The organism is Vannielia litorea, from assembly GCF_900142295.1.
Taxonomy (GTDB): domain Bacteria; phylum Pseudomonadota; class Alphaproteobacteria; order Rhodobacterales; family Rhodobacteraceae; genus Vannielia; species Vannielia litorea.
The window spans coordinates 3,160,897-3,176,755 of the sequence record NZ_FSRL01000001.1 but is presented as its reverse complement, the minus strand read 5'-3'; the positions used below and the strand labels follow the sequence as shown (position 1 = coordinate 3,176,755).

The window sequence follows — 15,859 nt, the reverse complement described above, 5'->3', positions numbered from 1 at the left end:
GCACGTGAGCCGGAGATACCACGCAATCGGGCCGGGTCAACCACGCGGGCAGCATTTCGCCGGGCCGCAGGCCAAAGCAAACGGCGGCCCCGGTTTCCCGGAGCCGCCGCTGTTCGGGCGCAGGTCGTCGCCGGTCAGGCCACGTCGAACTGAAGCGGCTTGATCGACTGGAAAAGCTCGGTATCGGCCAGCTTCTTGAGAACCGTGTCCGGCACCCTGTCGTCGACATAGAGCAGCGCGATCGCATCCTTGCCCACCGAGGACCGGCCCAGGGTGAAGTTGGCGATGTTCACGCCGTTGGTGCCCAGCGTCTGGCCCAGGGTGCCGATGATGCCCGGCACATCCTTGTTGGTGGTGTAGAGCATGTGCGCGCCGATCTCGGCATCGATGTTGATGCCCTTGATCTGGATGAACCGCGGCTTGCCGTCCGAAAAGACCGTGCCTGCGATAGACCGCTCGCGGATGTCGGTCACCACCGTCACCTTGATGTAGCCGTCAAAGGCGCCGGCCTTGTCCTGGCTGGTGGTGGAGATCTTCACGCCGCGCTCCTTGGCGATCACAGGGGCGCTCACCAGGTTAACGTCGGGGTTGGCGCGCTTCATGATGCCCGCCACCACCGAGCAGTTCAGCGCCGGCAGGTTCATGGTGGAAACCACACCATCGTAAAGGATGTTGATCGCCTTGATCGGCTCGTCGGTCATCTGGCCGATGAAGGCGCCGAGATGGCTGGCGAGCTTCACCCAGGGGCCCATCACCTTGGCCTCTTCGGCGGTCATCGAGGGCATGTTCAACGCGTTCTCCACCGCCCCGTCGAGCAGATAGTTCGACATCTGCTCGGCCACCTGCAACGCCACGTTTTCCTGCGCTTCCGAGGTGGAGGCGCCAAGGTGCGGGGTGCAGACCACGTTGGGCAGGTTGAACAGCACGTTCTCCGTGGCCGGCTCCTCGGCAAACACGTCGAAGGCGGCGCCAGCCACGTGCCCGGACTTCAGCAGCTCGGCCAGCGCGGCCTCGTCCACCAGCCCGCCGCGCGCGCAGTTGATGATCCGCACGCCCTTCTTGGTCTTGGCGAGGTTCTCGGCGGAGAGGATGTTGCGGGTCTGGTCGGTCAGCGGCACGTGCAGCGTGATGAAGTCGGCCTTGGCCAGCAGCTCCTCGAGCTCGACCTTGTGAACTCCCATCGCGTCGGCCTTGTCTTCCGACAGGAACGGGTCGTAGGCCAGAACCTTCATGTGCAACCCGCGCGCGCGGTCGCAGACGATACCGCCGATGTTGCCCGCGCCGATCACGCCCAGCGCCTTGCCGGTCAGCTCGACGCCCATGAACTTGCTCTTTTCCCATTTGCCCGCATGGGTTGAAGCGGAGGCCTCCGGGATCTGGCGGGCAACGGCGAACATCAGGGCGATGGCGTGCTCGGCGGTGGTGATCATGTTGCCGAAGGGCGTGTTCATCACGATCACGCCCTTCTTGGAGGCGGCGTCCTTGTCCACGTTGTCGGTGCCGATCCCGGCACGGCCGACCACCTTGAGGTTGGTGGCCTTCTCCAGCAACGCGGCGGTCACCTTGGTGGCGGAGCGGATGGCAAGCCCGTCATAGTCGCCGATGACGGCGGCCAGCGCTTCCTTGTCCTTGCCGAGTTCGGGGCGGAAATCCACCTCGATGCCACGGTCCTTGAAGATCTGGATTGCGGCGTCCGACAGTTTGTCGGAAATGAGAACCTTGGGGGCCATGATAGTGGTCCTTGAATACGGAGAAAGGGGTCGGGGCCGGCGCGGGCCCCGGATTTTCGAAGGATGATCGTGTTCAGACGGCTTCGGTGAGCGCGTCGATCTCGGCGGCAAAGGCCCATTCGAGCCAGGGCAGCATCGCCTCGATATCGGAGGTCTCGACCGTCCCGCCGCACCAGATGCGCAGGCCCGGAGGCGCGTCGCGATAGGCGCCCACGTCAAGCGCCACGCCCTCCGCCTCGAGCCGCTTGGCCACGGCCTTGGCAAAGGCGGCGCCGTCGGTGATGCGCGCATCAGTGAACTTCAGGCACACGCTGGTGTTGGAACGCGTCGCCGGGTCCGCGGCGAGGTTGGCGATCCAGTCGCGGCTCTCGCAGAAGTCGAAGATCGCCTTGGCGTTGGCGTCCGCACGGGCGATGAGGCCCTTCAGCCCGCCCACGGATTTTGCCCAGTCGAGCGCCAAGAGGTAATCCTCGACGGCCAGCATGGAGGGCGTGTTGATGGTTTCGCCGACGAAGACACCCTCGATCAGTTTGCCGCCCTTGGTGAGGCGGAAGATCTTGGGCAGCGGCCAGGCCGGGGTGTAGCTCTCGAGCCGCTCCACGGCGCGGGGGCTCAGCACCAGCATCCCGTGGGCCGCCTCGCCGCCCAGCACCTTCTGCCAGGAGAAGGTGGTCACGTCGAGCTTGTCCCAGGGCAGGTCCATCGCGAAGGCGGCCGAGGTCGCGTCGCAGATGGTCAGGCCTTCGCGGTCCGCCGGGATCGCCTCGCCGTTGGGCAGGCGCACGCCCGAGGTGGTGCCGTTCCAGGTGAACACCACGTCTGTGTCGAAATCCACGTCAGCAAAGTCGACGATCTCGCCATACTCGGCCGTCTTCACCTCGGCGTCGATCTTCAGCTGCTTGACCACGTCGGTCACCCAGCCGGCACCAAAGCTCTCCCAGGCCACCATCGTCGCCTTGCGGGCGCCGAGCAGGCTCCACATGGCCATTTCCACGGCGCCGGTGTCGGAGGCCGGCACGATGCCGATGCGGTAATCGGCGGGGATGCCGAGGATCTCGCGGGTCGTCTCGATGGCGGCTTTCAGCTTTGTCTTGCCCACGGCGGCGCGGTGCGAGCGGCCGAGGGCGGCATCGGAGAGCTTGTCGAGCGAGAATGTGGGGATTTTGGCGCAGGGGCCGGATGAGAAGCGCGGATTCGCCGGACGCGCGGCCGGAGCGGGGGTAGCCATTGCTGGTATCCTTCCAGATATATGCCCCTCGTTGGGGAGGGGTGTCCCGCCGCCGCAGATAGAGCCCCGCGCGGCGACCCGCAAGCGGGAAAATGGGCCGCTTGCGACCGATGGGGCAACAAAAGCGGCGGCCCCCGTTCCGATCGGAAACAGCTTGGCGCGAGGCGGGGGGCGTGCTTAAACGCCCGCGATGTCCGGAGGGATGCCATGCAGATCGTCACCCTGATCGCCAAGCCGGGCGGGCTCGACCCCGCCGCCGCTGAGGCCCTGCGCAACGCCTGGGGCGGCGGCAGCCTGCAATGGCTCGCGCCCGACGAGGCGGCGGAGTTCGCCGTGGAGGCCGTGCCGGGCAACCACTGGGATGTCTGGGCCGAGATGCAGGCGTTGGGCATCGACATGGCGGTGCAGCCCGCCGAAGGCCGCCGCAAGACGATGCTGCTCGCCGACATGGACAGCACGATGATCCGCCAGGAGTGCATCGACGAGCTGGCCGAGGAGGCGGGCGTCGGCGCGCGGGTGAAGGAGATCACCGCCCGGGCGATGAACGGCGAGCTGGATTTCGAAGGCGCCCTGCGCGAGCGGGTCGGCCTGCTGGCCGGTCTGCCCGAGAGCATCATCGGCAAGGTGCTGGACGAGCGGATCGAGCTCATGCCCGGCGGGCGCGCACTTCTGGCGACGATGAAGGCGCATGGCGCCTACTGCGCCCTGGTCTCCGGCGGCTTCACCGCCTTCACCGCCCGCGTGGGAGAGGCCCTGGGTTTCGACGAGAACCGCGCCAACACCCTGCTGATCGAGGGCGGCAAGCTCTCGGGCAAGGTCGCCGACCCGATCCTCGGCAAGGCCGCCAAGGTGCAGGCGCTGGAAGAGATCACCGCGCGGCTTGGCATATCCGAGGCCGATGTGCTGGCCGTGGGCGACGGCGCGAATGACCTCGGGATGCTCGGGCGGGCCGGCGCGGGCGTGGCGCTGCATGCCAAGCCGGTGGTGGCCGCCGAATGTGACCTTCGGATCAACCACGGAGACCTCACGGCGCTGCTCTACCTGCAAGGCTACGCGAAGAGCGAGTTCCTCGGCGGTCCTGAATAGCGAATGATTGCAGTTGCTTGGATGGCGCCGTCGCTCGTCTATATATTTCGCCGTTGTGCTAAATAGCAAAACATGCAAATATACCGCCCATGGATTTGCCACAGACATTCGCCGCGCTCGCCGATGAGACCCGCTTCGGGATCGTCAGCCGGTTGCTGACCCACGGCGCGAGCAGCGCGGGCGGGCTGGTGGAGGGCACGGGGCTCTCCGGCCCCACAGTCTCGCGCCATCTCAAGGTGCTGCGCGAGGCGGGGCTGGTGGAGGTGCAGGTGGACGGCACCCACCGAATCTACACCGCCCGCCCCGAAGCGATGCGGGCGATTGCGAAATGGACATTCGACCACCGGGCCTTCTGGGCCGGCAACCTCGACCGGCTCGACGCGCTGCTGGCGCTCGACCCCGACGACGACAGACCTTGACGGGAGACCCCGATGCGCGACCTCGAATTCATCCGCGACTACTCCGTGAGCCTCGACAGGCTCTGGGCCGCCGTCACGCGGGCCGATCAGCTGCTGCTCTGGATGGGCCATGACGGCATGGAGACGCTCGACAGCACGCTGGAGTTTCACCAGACCGGCCCATGGTTCATGCGGATGCGCGGGCTCGACAGCGGTGCGATCTTCGAGATGGGCGGGCAGGTGACCTCTGTCAGCCCGCCGAAGGACGGCTGGGGGCAGGTCGCGCTGACCTGGGCCTGGGTCTCGCCCAGGGAGATGGCCGGATCGGAGAGCCATGTCACCTATACCGTCGAGGCCACACCCGAGGGTGCAAGGCTGACGCTCACCCACCGGGAGTTGCCCACCACCGAGATGGCCCAGCGCCACTCGAAGGGCTGGCTCGGCACGCTCCAGCGGCTCGAACGGCTGCTGGCCAATCCCTGACCTGAACCTGCAAGGAGACCGCAAATGCCCAAGTTTCTGTATGTCTACCATGGCGGCAAGCCGCCCTCGACGCCGGAAGAAGGCGCAAAGGCCATGGCCGCCTGGGGCAAGTGGATGAGTGACCACGACCAGGCGATCACCGACCCGGGCAACCCGGTCGGCATGTCGAAGACCGTCAGCTCCTCGGGCGTGGCCGACAACGGCGGGGCCAACCCGACCTCCGGTTACACCATCGTCGAGGCGCCCGACATCGCCACCGCCTGCAGGATCGCCGCCGAGAACCCGATGCTCACCGATGGCGGCAGCGTGGAAGTGGCGGAGATCATGCCGATCGAGATGTGAGGGCCATCTGGCCTGCACGCAGGACGCCCGCCCTTTGCGCGGGCGTTCTTCTTGCGGCTCAGAACGCCGGGCGGATCTCGCCCACCTCGATCTTCCGGCGGTTCAGCTCTGTTGTCCAGGCCCGCTTGCGCACCGCCGGATCATCCCTGTCGAGCACGCCGTATTTCACCAGCAGCGCCGCCATCGCGCATTCCGCGGCGCGGGTCGTGCCGTCGGCGACCTTGAGCGCGATCCCCAGGCCCTGCTCCGGCAGGATCGCGGTGAAGTAGCCCTCGGCCCCGGTCTTGACCGCCGCCTTGCCCTTCGCCGCCCGCATCAACTCCGTGCAGGCCCGGCCCTCTCCGGCCACAAGCTCCGGATGCGCCATCATCGCGTCGCGCAGCTGCGCCTCCGCCGATCCGTCGGGCGCCGCGGCGAATTTTGCCATCGCCCGTGCAACCGCAGTGACCGAGCTGCGAAAATTCGGCGCCGAACAGCCGTCGATCCCGTAGCCCGCCGTCGCCTCGTCGCAGATCTCCTCCCAGGCGGCCAGGGCGGCCCGCTGCACCGGATGATCCACTTCGTGATACTCCGGCCCGCCGCCCAGATGCTTGTTGAGCGTCAGAAAGCCCGCATGCTTGCCCGAGCAGTTGTTGTGAAACTGGCAGGGTGACTCGTCGGCCCTGATCAGCCCCTCCCGCGCCGGTCGGTCATCGGGCATCTGCGGGCCGCAGCGCAGGTCTTGCTCGGCCAGGTCCAGAGCCGCGAGCCAGCGCGTCACTGGCCGGGTGTGGATGGCCGCGCCATTGTGCGAGGCGCAGGACAGCGCCAGCTGCTCGGAGCCCAGGTGCCGCGCCGCCGCGGCGCCCGAGCGCACCAGGGGCAGCGCCTGGATCATCTTGGCCGCCGAGCGCGGGTAGGCCGGCAGGCCCGGCGCACCCCGCCCGTCCACCAACTCGCCCGCGGCGTTCACCACGGCGACATGCCCGTAGTGCACCGATTCCACCGCGCCGCCGCGCGTCACCTCGACCAGGAGCTCTGCTTGCACGCCTCACCTCTCCGGATTGTCAGCGAAATTCTGCCAAGAGGGCTTTCGCAGTTACGGCATTTCACGTTACATTGAGCCAGAGCAAGTTGAAAAGACATTCGCCACCTGCGAGGAAAGGCGAAGGCTTGAGGCAGAGGCAGCTGGAGGCTGTGAACACATGAACAACCGGGTTATGGCTGGCCTCGTGGCTGGCGGCATCGCACTGTTGGCATCGGCGGCTGTGGCGCAGGAAAGCGACAATCGCGTCGCGGCCAAGACCGATTGGTCGGTCTTCGTCGAGGACGATCCCAAGGAGTGCTGGAGCGTTTCGGCCCCCAAGGAGACCGTCAACACCCGTGACGGCCGGGTCGTGGCCGTGCGGCGCAGCGACATCCTGCTCTTCGTCACCTTCCGCCCCGGCAGTTCGGCGGGCGAGGTGAGCTTCACCGGCGGCTATCCCTTTGCCGGCGGCTCCACCGTGACACTGGATATCGGCGGCACCCAGTTCGAGCTGTTCAGCGAGGGCGAGTGGGCGTGGTCGGCGAGCCCGGCCGATGACGCCAAGATCATCACCGCCATGAAGCGGGGCGCCGAGGCCAAGCTCTCGGCCCGCTCCAGCCGCGGCACGCGCACCGAGGATACCTTCTCGCTGCTCGGCCTGACGGCGGCGATGGAAGAAGCCGAGAAGCGCTGCGGCGGTTGATCGCGCGGCCCGCTTCGGCTTAGGCTCCGATCAGGAATTTCCTGTTCGGAGTCATTGTCTTGCCTTTCATTCTCGGAGCCCTCGCGCTGCTTGGCGCGGCCTATTTCTGGTATAGCCGCATGCGCGGTGCCGCCGACATGGCGGGCGAGCTCATGGAGGCAGCGGGCGACGTGCGCGCCGCCGCGCGCCGCTTCGGCTACAAGCTGCGGCGCAAGGAGCATCCGGTGGATGGCGTGGAGGAGCCCGTGGTCGCTGCCGCCGGGATCGCCGAGGCCTTCATCTCGCTCGATGATCTGCCCACCCGCGGCCAGCGCACCGGCATCCTGCAGGGGCTGCAAAAGGCCTACCGGGTCGATCTCAACGGCGCCGAGGAGGCCGCGGTGCTGGGCCGCTGGCTGGTTGGCCAGTGCGGCGCACCCGACGCCGCCATCAGCCGGATCGTCAAGAAGCTGCACTCCCTCGGCGGCCAGGGCGCCCTGCAACCGTTGCTCACCGTGCTCGACACCGCCGCCGGTGCCGAGGGCGGCAGCCTCGGACCGCGTCAGCAGGAGGCGCTCGCAGAGATCTCCCGCCGCTTCGGCGTGTGAGAAAACCTTTGCAATAAGGGTCATGCCGCCCTATGTGGGCAGCTTGAACCCGACACCCGGAGAGAAGAGATGACCGAGGCCAGCGCCCCGATCACGCAAGACGTGGCGACGATCCCCCGCAAGCTGCCCGAAGGCGGCAAGCGCAACATCGTCGGTCTGACCCGCGAGGGCCTCGCCGAGGCGCTGCGCTCCATCGGCGTGGCCGACAAGCAGGTGCGGATGCGGACGGGCCAGATCTGGCAGTGGGTCTACCAGTGGGGCGTCCGCGACTTCGACGCGATGACCAACCTCTCCAAGGCCTTCCGCGCCGACCTTGCCGAGCACTTCGAGATCGCCGTGCCCGAGGTGGTGAAGCGCGAGGTGAGCGCCGATGGCACCCGCAAGTATCTCGTGCGCATCGCCGGCGGCCATGAGGTCGAGACGGTCTACATCCCCGAGGAAGACCGCGGCACGCTTTGCATCTCCTCCCAGGTCGGCTGCACGCTCACCTGCTCTTTCTGCCACACCGGCACCCAGAAGCTCGTGCGCAACCTGACCGCGGGCGAGATCATCGGTCAGGTCATGCTCGCGCGCGACGACCTCGGCGAATGGCCCGAGCAGGGCAAGGGCTCCGATGAGAACGGCCCGCGCCTGCTGTCGAACATCGTGCTGATGGGCATGGGCGAGCCGCTCTACAACTTCGAGGCCGTGCGTGATGCGATGAAGATCGCGATGGACGGCGAGGGCATCTCTCTGTCCCGCCGCCGCATCACCCTCTCCACCTCCGGCGTGGTGCCCGAGATCGCCCGCGCGGCGGAAGAGATCGGCTGCCTTCTCGCGGTCAGCTTTCACGCCACCACCGACGAGGTGCGCGACAGGCTGGTGCCGATCAACAAGCGGTGGAACATCGAGACCCTGCTGAACGCGCTGCGCGAGTATCCGCGGCTGAGCAACTCCGAGCGGATCACCTTCGAATACGTCATGCTCGACGGGGTGAACGACAGCGACGCCGACGCGAAGCGGCTGGTGAAGCTGATCGCGGGCATCCCGGCCAAGATCAACCTGATCCCGTTCAACGAGTGGCCCGGCGCACCCTACAAGCGGTCGAGCTGGGAGCGGATCGAGGCCTTCGCCGATATCGTCTACAAGGCCGGCTATGCCTCGCCCATCCGTACCCCGCGCGGCGAGGATATCATGGCCGCCTGCGGGCAGCTCAAGTCCGAGACCGAGCGGGCCCGCAAGAGCCGCAAGGAGATCGCGGCGGAGGCCGGGCTTTAAGACCTCGTTAACCAGAATCGCGTCACGCTGCGAGGATGCAGCGGATTTCCTTTCAGGTCAGCCATCCCACCCTTGCCGCCCTCATGGATGCGGCACAGAGAGACGACATTTCCGTCGGGCAGTTGCTTCGCGATGCGGTGAGGCGCGAGCTGCACAGGCGCCACGCCACCGCGAAGACGCCTCAAAGGGCAGATGAGCGGCTCGTCGCAGGGCTCGCCACGCTCCTCGCCCCGGCTTTCGCCGAGGCCGAGAGCTGGTCGCAGCTGGCAAGCCTGTTGCGGCTCCGGGGGCACGAGTTGCGGCCCGCGGGCGGCGGGCTGGCCGTGCATCACATCTCCGACGGGCGGCGCATCTGCAAGGCGTCCGAGCTCGGGCAGGCCTACTCCACGCTGATCCGGCGGTTTCAGTCCCCGTTCCCCGGCCACAGCCAACGCCACCTGGTGGAGCGCGTGCTCGGTGACGTGTCAGCCGGGGCGGACCATGACGAGGTTCTCGAGCCCCTCGCCCCTACAGGCACCCATCCTCCGCCCAGAGCTTCAGGTTTGCCTTGAAGGTTCCGCCCAGCGGATGCGGCTTCGTCAGGTTCTCGGAGAACTCCGGGTTCAGGTAGTTCGTCGCCTGCTCGCAGATCCGCTCACGGGTCCACTCGTGGCATGTGGTGCAGGTCTGCGCCTTCCAGATCTCTTCCGGAAGCCCCTCAAGCGGCGGAAATAGCGGTGAATTCTCGGTAAAGACCTGCTCGATCGTCTTGCCGCGGATCTCTTCGGCGCTGCCCGTCAGCGGCTCGTCCCAGCGCACCGGGCCAACCGGCTCTTCAGGCCCCTCCACCTCGCCGTCCTCCTCGACGTCGAGGATGATCACGGCCGGGTCTCCGGCGTCCTGCGCGCCCGAGGCCACGGCCCCGAGCAGGGCGGCAAACAGCCCAATCACGAGACCTGCACGAATTTCTTTCATACTTCCTGCCCGTTGCGCGTAGTATCAGGACGCTAGCAACAGTTGCGCCTCCGGGCAATTCTCGTTCCCAAGACAACCGCCCCATGGGCGGCATTTGCAACAGACCCATTTTCCAGCCTCAACCCAGGGAGGTTTCCATGTTCCGCCGTTTCGCCATCATTCTGGCTCTCGCATTCGTCGCCGCAGCCCCGGCTGCCGCTCAGGGCAACCTCGATCCGGGCTGGCTGCTCGATCCCTCCGCCTCCAACCTCCGGTTCCAGTCGATCAAGAAGGAGGTGGTCTCCGAGTCCAGCGACTTCGCCACCTTCACCGGCGAGATCTTCCCGAACGGCAAGGCCGAGCTCCGGGTTGCCCTCGAGAGCGTCGACACCAAGATCGACCTGCGCAACGTCCGCATGCGGTTCCTTTTCTTCGAGACTTTCAAGTTCCCCGAGGCCATCGTGCTGGCCGATGTGACGGCAGACATGGTCAAGGAGCTCGAAAACAAGCGCCGCGCGAACTTTTCCATGCCCTTCTCGCTCGATCTGCACGGCGTCAAGAAAACCCTCGTGGCCGAGGTCGTGGCCACGCTCCTGAACGACGACCGCATCTCGGTGGCCACCGCCCGGCCGGTGGCGATCTCGGTCGATGAGTTCGGCCTGATGGAGAACCTTGGCAAGCTCGAGGATGCCGCCAAGGTCGATATCGTGCCTTCCGCCACGGTGACCTTCGACTTCCTCTTCGACCGGCGCGGCACCAATGGCGCGCCGCTCACCGGCGGGCGCAGCGAGGTGGACGCCACCAATGCCGCCGTGGGCGAGGCCGAGGTCTTCGACAAGGAGGCCTGCGAAGGCCGCTTCGAGATTCTCTCGCGCACAGGCAACATCTACTTCGCCTCCGGCTCGTCGCGGCTTGACGATGCCTCCGAGCCGCTGCTCAAGGAGCTGCTCGATATCACCAGCCGCTGCCCGGGGATCGAGGTCGAGGTCGCGGGTCACACCGACAGCGTCGGCAAGGCGAGCTACAACCAGCAACTCTCCGAGCGCCGGGCCAGGTCCGTGGCCGATTATCTGATCCGCAATGGCATCGCGCCCGAGCGCTTGTCTGCAAAGGGCTACGGCGAGGACAAGCCGGTGGCCTCCAATGACACCGCCGAAGGCAAGGGCAAGAACCGTCGGATCGAGTTTCTGCCGCGCACCAACTAGGGCCGGCTATCTGGCGGCCAGGCGCGGGCGGGCGGTGAAGGCCGCCTCGCCCGCAACCCGCTCCCACCCGTTTGAGCCCCGCGCATAGGTGGCGCTTTCGCCGGGGCCGAAGACACGGCCCTCAGCCGCCCATGTGGTGATCGACACCCGCGGCCCGTCCACGTCCAGCAGGTTGAAGTTGTTTTTTTCCCCGCGCAGGCGAGTCGAAAGCCCGGTTCCCGCCTGCACGAAGAGCAGCCCCGGCGCGGCGGTAAAGGGTGCGGCAGAGGCCGTGTGCAGATGTCCCGAGAGCACCACGTCCGCCCCGCAGCCCGACAGCGCCGAGAGCGCCGCGCTCGCGCCCCGCATCAGCCGCTTCTCCACCGTTGGCCCGTGCTCGAGCGGGTGATGCACCACCACCACCTTCAGCTTGCCGCCCTGGTCGGCAAAGGCAGTGCACACCCGCCGCACCGTCCGGCCCGAGAAATGCCCGCGCTGCCAGGAGAACCGGTTTACCGTGTTCACCCCCACGACAGACATCTCCTCGTCTTCCACGGCAGGCTCCAGCTCCGGGTCGATGTACTTCTGGTAGCGATGAAACGGCGTGACGAAGCGCCGATAAAGGTTGTCGACCGGCGTGTCGTGATTGCCCGGCACCGAGAGCACCGGCGCCTCGATCCGCGCCACGAACCTCGCCGCCGCGGCAAACTGCCTGCGTCGTGCCCGCTGGGTGAAATCGCCCGAGATCACCACCAGGTCAGGGTGCAACTCGGCGATCTTTTCGAGCAGCGGGTCTTCGAGCGTCGCGTCGGCGCGACCGTAGTGCAGATCGGAAAGGTGAAGGATGCGTCTCATGATCGGTCGGGTCGGATGATGGTCAGCGGCCGGTCGGCAATGCGGACAGTGAAAGGGCTCCTTTCCCGCGATTTCTCGCCGTCGAAGGCCACCAGCGTGCGGGGCTTGGCCGTTTCCACCGTCAGGTGTCGCGCCGCGATCATGTCATAGTCGCGGCCTTCCTGCATGGTGCCGGTCACCAGCCGCCACGTGATCTTGAAGAGCTTGCCCCGGCTGGTGGCCCGCCCGATGAGCACCGCGAACCTGTCATCCTTGATCGCCTCCGTGCCGGCCAGCCCGAAACGGTCGAGCTGGTAGGAGGAGCGGGCGACAAAGAGCAGCGGCGCGCGCACGTTGCGCGACACGCCATCCGCGGTGATGCGCATCTTCATCGGACGCTGGAACCTCAGAAAGGTCTTCAGCACCGACCAATGCGCCATAAGCCGGCGGCGGCCCCAGCGTTTGTAGACCGTTTCGCGCTCCTTCAGGATCGCCGGGTAAACGCCCAGCGAGGCGTTGTTCAGAAACACCTGCTCGCCCACCATCCCCACCGAGATCTGATGCCGGCGTCCCGCCAGTATGGCCCGCGCCGCCTCTTCCGGATCTTCCGGCAGGCCGAGGCCGCGAGCGAAGTAGTTGAAGGTGCCGAGCGGCAGCACCGCCAAGGCCACATCCGTGCCCAGCAGTGCCTGCGCCGCAGCCATCGCGGTGCCGTCGCCGCCAGCGGCCACAACGGTGCGCGCCCCGGCGTCGATCGCCTCTTGGACCGTCTCGCGCAGATCTTCGCCCGGGGTCCATTCGCGCAGGACAGCCGCATCGCCGAACACCCGAAAGGCGCGCTCGATTGCCTCCGCGTCGCGGGCGTTGGTGCCCGACCTCGCGTTGGCGATCACGCAGATCTCGCCCGGCGAGGGCGCGCGTGTGGGGGGCTCGGCGAGCTCAGGGAGGGCTGCCATGGTCGGCTCCGATCGGTCAGGTTGCGGCGCGGCTTCGGGATCACAACTCGCTGAGCGGCGTTTGGTTGCGCGCCTCATGGTCTCGACAAGGCCGGGCCTGCGGGCTAGCACCGGGGGCGAGGCAGGCAGCCACGAGGCAGGGGAAACATGGGTTTTATTCAACGAAAGCTGTGGCTTGTCGGCGCCATGCTGCTGGGGCTTCTGCTTGCGGGCTGCGGCGCTCCGCCCACCTCCTCCCCCGATGACGTGGCCCGGCTCGAGCAGGCCATTCTTGCGCTCGGTCCGGGGATCGACCCGGAAGAGGCGGCGCGGGCAGCGCGGGTGAGCTACTCGGCCACCGCAAGGCTGGCCCGCGAGTACGAGATCGAGGACGGCCCGCTGATTCACAACATGAAGGTGAACGCCGGAACCAAGCCGCGCGGGCTTTGCCGCCACTGGGCGGAAGACATGGAAAAGGCCCTGAAAGCCGAGCAATTCCAAACCCTTGATATCCACCGCGCGATCGCCCACGCGCGCAATCCGCTGCTGCTGGAACATTCCACCTCGATCATCTCGCGGAAGGGGGATTCGATGTATGACGGCATTGTGGTGGACCCTTGGCGGGAGGGCGGGATCCTGACCTGGATCGCCACCCGCGACGACAAGCGCTACCCCTGGGAGCCGCGGCTTGCCATCTTGAAATGGAAGCAGGAAACCGGCCGCACCAAGCGGATCAGCCGGGTCGACTGAGCCTCCGAACAATTGCCCTGAAATCGCCCGTTTGTCGCTGAACTCCTGACAAACCCGGCCTGTCTGATGCAGGCTGTGGGGGCAGGTATCTGCCCGGTTTTTCTAGAGAAATCAGGGGAATACAAAGATGGACGAAATTCGCAGCATCGTGATGCGGGAAAAGCAGCAATCGGTTTCGAACCGTGAGTGGAAGCACCGGCTGGTGGGCTACGGCTACAAGCTGGAGGAAACGGCGAGCGGCTTTGTCGTCAGCTCCATGCGCGGCGGCGAGGCCTTGCTGACGCTCTGAAAACGGGCTTTGCGCAAATGCCGTTGCGCCGCGGTGCGGCAAGGCATTAACCGCAAAAAAGTCACATACACAATTGATGCACAACCCATGCACAACCCGTGCATACGGCATTTCTGCAAGACGGGCGGTGGTAACCCCATCGCCCGCTGGTGTTTTGGGGGGTTGATCGGGCCGGGCAGCACCGTAGCGTGAGGCCTGAACAGACCGCGAGACTCCGATGGACACCCAAACCGCCGCCCGCCTCACCGACCAGCCCGACTGGCTCTACCTTCTCCAGGAGTTCGACGTGCTCTACCGCCACGGGTCCTCCGGCGGCAGCAAGCTGATCCGCGCCCACCGCAAGCGGGTGCGCGACATGCTCTCCAAGGTCGTCGACTCCGCCCCCGAGCTGCGGATGCGCCCGCCCGAGACAAAGCCCGTGGTGGCCCACCTCGGCCGCGCGCTGGACCGAGGCGAGCGCGGCGCCGTGGCCGGGCTGGCTCGCGCTCTGGGCCGGGTGGCGGCGGGGCTCACCTGGGAATACGGCTACGAAAAGGTGCCCCCCACGCTGGCCCGCAAATACGCCTACTGCGAGGTGCTCGGCCCGCGCGGCCCGGTGGTGAGCGAGCGCCTGATCCTGGGCTTCGTGCTCTTCGCGCCGAAAACCACCTATCCCCAGCACTCCCACGCCGACATCGAGGAGAGCTACGTGTCGGTCTCGGGCGCCTGGTCGGAGAACGACGCGGCGGTGCATGCGCCCGGCTCGCTCATTCTGAACGGGTCAGGGCATGAACACCGGATCACGACGGACGAAACGGAGCCGTGCTTGCTGGCTTATGCGTGGATCGGGCCGGAGGAGAAGCTGAACGCGCCCGGGATGAAGCTGACCGGGACGCGGGGGAAGAGGGTTGAGCGGGGGATTTGAGGAGGAGAGTTCCCCGACAAACGGCCGATTTTCGCACGAAGTGAGCGTTCGCTGCGATCGCGTCAGTGGCAAGAACCAATAGCAAACCCTACTTTCCTACCGTGCGCCGTCAAGAACAGTGGCAAGCACTATGCACTGTTAAGGCTGAGCAAGGGTTGGAAGTGGGTGATGGGCAGGGTAGTTTTGCCCAACCAGTTTGGAGCAAAGCGAATATGCAAGACCTCTTTAAACAGATCATCGCTCTCGTCGTAGGCGGAGTTATGGTTGGACTCATTATGATTTTTGCTGAAAGAAATGTCGAAAGCGCTCCGGAGCTTCTAATTTTACACCAAAAGACGGCCCTTCCAGATGACCTTGTGCGAGCGGCTATTAGTGGCTCAGTCAAACACCTAGATGAAAGTTCCGACAGAGATGGTGAACCTCTTTCACCCCAGCGGATAGAGGAACTTGCAACTTCACTAATGGAAGTTTCTGGATTGCGGTTTGGTGGCTCGATAGACACATACTATATTAAGAACGAGTCCGGCGATGAGCCAATTACGTTCAAGATATTAAGCCGAGATTTCGAGTTTGCGGCATTGGGTGGAGATACCAGCGAGCAGTATTTTCAAAACGATATCGATACCGAGATCAGGCTTCTACCCAACGAGTCGATGTACTTCATACTAATTTCAAATAATACTGTCTTGTATAGCTTTCCAGACGTGCGGATTGATGAGCAGCATGCCTTTTTCGCAGTAGGGGAAAAGCCAATTTCTCCAGTCTCACTCGCAGACTACAGCTCATATGATATTTTTCCTGATCGGCTAATTAAGGATCACACCCTTGTGGTGGCAATCCTAAGCTTTTTCGGGATAGGTTTGATTTGTATTCTTGTATTTGCGGGAATTATCAGTCTCTTTAGGGACACGAAAATTGCAATCCTCGCTAGAATATCATCAGCCAAAGATCTTGCGCAGCAACAGCGAGTCATAGATTATGTTCGCAGTAACGATAAAAAGAAATTTAGCGCCATTGAATCGGCTCTCCAAGATTTTCGAGAGAAATCTTGAGCTTCTCTTGACGAGCGATCCTAGAGTCCCGTCTCTGGTAGTTTGGATTGCGCGGTTGTTGTGCGATTTCTAAATAGGTGCAAGGCTTGAGAGTCGTCGTGCGCCGTATTGCAGAAACTGCGTAGTTCTGGGCTCACAGCACACACTGCGATCTAAGG

The 15,859-nt window shown here is 65.2% G+C and carries 19 protein-coding genes; 13 read left to right on the top strand and 6 right to left on the bottom strand.

From position 1 onward, the window contains the following. Positions 1-134: 134 nt before the first annotated feature. Entirely contained in the window at positions 135-1,730 is a 1,596-nt protein-coding gene (serA, locus tag BUR94_RS15500; protein WP_074257083.1) for a phosphoglycerate dehydrogenase, read from the bottom strand. A 73-nt stretch (positions 1,731-1,803) separates the two neighbouring features. Further along, positions 1,804-2,958, bottom strand: coding sequence for a phosphoserine transaminase (locus BUR94_RS15495; RefSeq protein WP_074257082.1), 1,155 nt, complete (start codon positions 2,956-2,958; stop codon positions 1,804-1,806). Between the two features lie 207 nt (positions 2,959-3,165). Between BUR94_RS15495 and serB the strand changes: the two genes are divergently transcribed. From serB to BUR94_RS15475, 4 genes are all read left to right on the top strand, one after another. Continuing rightward, positions 3,166-4,044, top strand: coding sequence for a phosphoserine phosphatase SerB (serB, locus tag BUR94_RS15490; protein ID WP_074257081.1), 879 nt, complete (start codon positions 3,166-3,168; stop codon positions 4,042-4,044). 89 nt (positions 4,045-4,133) lie between these two features. Beyond that, positions 4,134-4,463 carry an ArsR/SmtB family transcription factor gene (locus BUR94_RS15485; protein ID WP_074257080.1) on the top strand — a complete coding sequence of 110 codons (330 nt, stop codon included), beginning with the start codon at positions 4,134-4,136 and terminating at the stop codon, positions 4,461-4,463. Positions 4,464-4,475: 12 nt separating this feature from the next. Next, entirely contained in the window at positions 4,476-4,925 is a 450-nt protein-coding gene (locus BUR94_RS15480) for an SRPBCC family protein (RefSeq protein WP_074257079.1), read from the top strand. Between the two features lie 24 nt (positions 4,926-4,949). Continuing rightward, positions 4,950-5,267, top strand: coding sequence for a YciI family protein (locus BUR94_RS15475; protein ID WP_074257078.1), 318 nt, complete (start codon positions 4,950-4,952; stop codon positions 5,265-5,267). A 58-nt stretch (positions 5,268-5,325) separates the two neighbouring features. Here the strand turns inward: BUR94_RS15475 and BUR94_RS15470 are convergent, their stop codons facing one another. Beyond that, on the bottom strand, positions 5,326-6,294 hold the full coding sequence (locus tag BUR94_RS15470) for an asparaginase (protein ID WP_074257077.1): 969 nt from the start codon (positions 6,292-6,294) through the stop codon (positions 5,326-5,328). A gap of 157 nt (positions 6,295-6,451) precedes the next feature. Here BUR94_RS15470 and BUR94_RS15465 point away from each other — a divergent pair, with 157 nt between their 5' ends. The 4 genes from BUR94_RS15465 (at position 6,452) to BUR94_RS15450 (ending at position 9,371) form a co-directional block, all read left to right on the top strand. After that, entirely contained in the window at positions 6,452-6,976 is a 525-nt protein-coding gene (locus BUR94_RS15465) for an invasion associated locus B family protein (RefSeq protein ID WP_074257076.1), read from the top strand. A 59-nt stretch (positions 6,977-7,035) separates the two neighbouring features. After that, positions 7,036-7,563 (top strand): hypothetical protein, encoded by a 528-nt coding sequence (locus tag BUR94_RS15460; RefSeq protein ID WP_074257075.1) that lies wholly within the window; start codon positions 7,036-7,038, stop codon positions 7,561-7,563. A 69-nt stretch (positions 7,564-7,632) separates the two neighbouring features. Continuing rightward, on the top strand, positions 7,633-8,820 hold the full coding sequence (gene rlmN, locus BUR94_RS15455; RefSeq protein ID WP_074257074.1) for a dual-specificity RNA methyltransferase RlmN: 1,188 nt from the start codon (positions 7,633-7,635) through the stop codon (positions 8,818-8,820). Positions 8,821-8,855: 35 nt separating this feature from the next. After that, the gene (locus tag BUR94_RS15450; RefSeq protein ID WP_074257073.1) at positions 8,856-9,371 is read left to right on the top strand and encodes a hypothetical protein; all 516 of its coding nucleotides are present in this window, start codon (positions 8,856-8,858) and stop codon (positions 9,369-9,371) included. Here the strand turns inward: BUR94_RS15450 and BUR94_RS15445 are convergent. Beyond that, positions 9,328-9,774, bottom strand: a complete 447-nt coding sequence (locus BUR94_RS15445) for a hypothetical protein (protein ID WP_139301298.1) — start codon at positions 9,772-9,774, stop codon at positions 9,328-9,330. The two genes, BUR94_RS15450 and BUR94_RS15445, sit on opposite strands and share 44 nt — an antisense overlap. Before the next feature lie 137 nt (positions 9,775-9,911). Between BUR94_RS15445 and BUR94_RS15440 the strand changes: the two genes are divergently transcribed. Then, complete coding sequence (locus BUR94_RS15440) at positions 9,912-10,958, top strand: OmpA family protein (RefSeq protein WP_074257071.1); 1,047 nt, start codon at positions 9,912-9,914, stop codon at positions 10,956-10,958. Between the two features lie 6 nt (positions 10,959-10,964). Here the strand turns inward: BUR94_RS15440 and BUR94_RS15435 are convergent, their stop codons facing one another. Beyond that, positions 10,965-11,792 carry a metallophosphoesterase family protein gene (locus BUR94_RS15435; protein WP_074257070.1) on the bottom strand — a complete coding sequence of 276 codons (828 nt, stop codon included), beginning with the start codon at positions 11,790-11,792 and terminating at the stop codon, positions 10,965-10,967. Continuing rightward, positions 11,789-12,727, bottom strand: coding sequence for a diacylglycerol/lipid kinase family protein (locus tag BUR94_RS15430; protein ID WP_074257069.1), 939 nt, complete (start codon positions 12,725-12,727; stop codon positions 11,789-11,791). Before BUR94_RS15430 ends, BUR94_RS15435 begins: the two co-directional genes overlap by 4 nt. Before the next feature lie 147 nt (positions 12,728-12,874). On the opposite strand from BUR94_RS15430, the gene BUR94_RS15425 reads away from it, so the two are divergent. The 4 genes from BUR94_RS15425 to BUR94_RS20515 all read left to right on the top strand — a co-directional run bounded on the left by BUR94_RS15425 (position 12,875) and on the right by BUR94_RS20515 (position 15,701). Next, complete coding sequence (locus BUR94_RS15425) at positions 12,875-13,456, top strand: hypothetical protein (protein ID WP_074257068.1); 582 nt, start codon at positions 12,875-12,877, stop codon at positions 13,454-13,456. A 127-nt stretch (positions 13,457-13,583) separates the two neighbouring features. Beyond that, positions 13,584-13,745, top strand: coding sequence for a hypothetical protein (locus BUR94_RS20770; protein WP_175570481.1), 162 nt, complete (start codon positions 13,584-13,586; stop codon positions 13,743-13,745). Between the two features lie 217 nt (positions 13,746-13,962). Then, entirely contained in the window at positions 13,963-14,649 is a 687-nt protein-coding gene (locus tag BUR94_RS15420) for a dimethylsulfonioproprionate lyase family protein (protein ID WP_074257067.1), read from the top strand. A 101-nt stretch (positions 14,650-14,750) separates the two neighbouring features. Next, the gene (locus tag BUR94_RS20515; RefSeq protein ID WP_139301297.1) at positions 14,751-15,701 is read left to right on the top strand and encodes a hypothetical protein; all 951 of its coding nucleotides are present in this window, start codon (positions 14,751-14,753) and stop codon (positions 15,699-15,701) included. The last annotated feature ends 158 nt before the right edge of the window (positions 15,702-15,859 follow it).

Bases quoted from the DNA above. Each gene is read 5' to 3' on its own strand.
- BUR94_RS15445 (WP_139301298.1), bottom strand. From the start codon at position 9,774: ATGAAAGAAATTCGTGCAGGTCTCGTGATTGGGCTGTTTGCCGCCCTG.
- serB (WP_074257081.1), top strand. From the start codon at position 3,166: ATGCAGATCGTCACCCTGATCGCCAAGCCGGGCGGGCTCGACCCCGCC.
- BUR94_RS15495 (WP_074257082.1), bottom strand. From the start codon at position 2,958: ATGGCTACCCCCGCTCCGGCCGCGCGTCCGGCGAATCCGCGCTTCTCA.
- rlmN (WP_074257074.1), top strand. From the start codon at position 7,633: ATGACCGAGGCCAGCGCCCCGATCACGCAAGACGTGGCGACGATCCCC.
- BUR94_RS20770 (WP_175570481.1), top strand. From the start codon at position 13,584: ATGGACGAAATTCGCAGCATCGTGATGCGGGAAAAGCAGCAATCGGTT.
- BUR94_RS15485 (WP_074257080.1), top strand. From the start codon at position 4,134: ATGGATTTGCCACAGACATTCGCCGCGCTCGCCGATGAGACCCGCTTC.
- BUR94_RS15480 (WP_074257079.1), top strand. From the start codon at position 4,476: ATGCGCGACCTCGAATTCATCCGCGACTACTCCGTGAGCCTCGACAGG.
- BUR94_RS15430 (WP_074257069.1), bottom strand. From the start codon at position 12,727: ATGGCAGCCCTCCCTGAGCTCGCCGAGCCCCCCACACGCGCGCCCTCG.
- BUR94_RS15425 (WP_074257068.1), top strand. From the start codon at position 12,875: ATGGGTTTTATTCAACGAAAGCTGTGGCTTGTCGGCGCCATGCTGCTG.
- BUR94_RS15465 (WP_074257076.1), top strand. From the start codon at position 6,452: ATGAACAACCGGGTTATGGCTGGCCTCGTGGCTGGCGGCATCGCACTG.
- BUR94_RS15440 (WP_074257071.1), top strand. From the start codon at position 9,912: ATGTTCCGCCGTTTCGCCATCATTCTGGCTCTCGCATTCGTCGCCGCA.
- serA (WP_074257083.1), bottom strand. From the start codon at position 1,730: ATGGCCCCCAAGGTTCTCATTTCCGACAAACTGTCGGACGCCGCAATC.
- BUR94_RS15475 (WP_074257078.1), top strand. From the start codon at position 4,950: ATGCCCAAGTTTCTGTATGTCTACCATGGCGGCAAGCCGCCCTCGACG.
- BUR94_RS15420 (WP_074257067.1), top strand. From the start codon at position 13,963: ATGGACACCCAAACCGCCGCCCGCCTCACCGACCAGCCCGACTGGCTC.
- BUR94_RS15450 (WP_074257073.1), top strand. From the start codon at position 8,856: ATGCAGCGGATTTCCTTTCAGGTCAGCCATCCCACCCTTGCCGCCCTC.
- BUR94_RS15435 (WP_074257070.1), bottom strand. From the start codon at position 11,792: ATGAGACGCATCCTTCACCTTTCCGATCTGCACTACGGTCGCGCCGAC.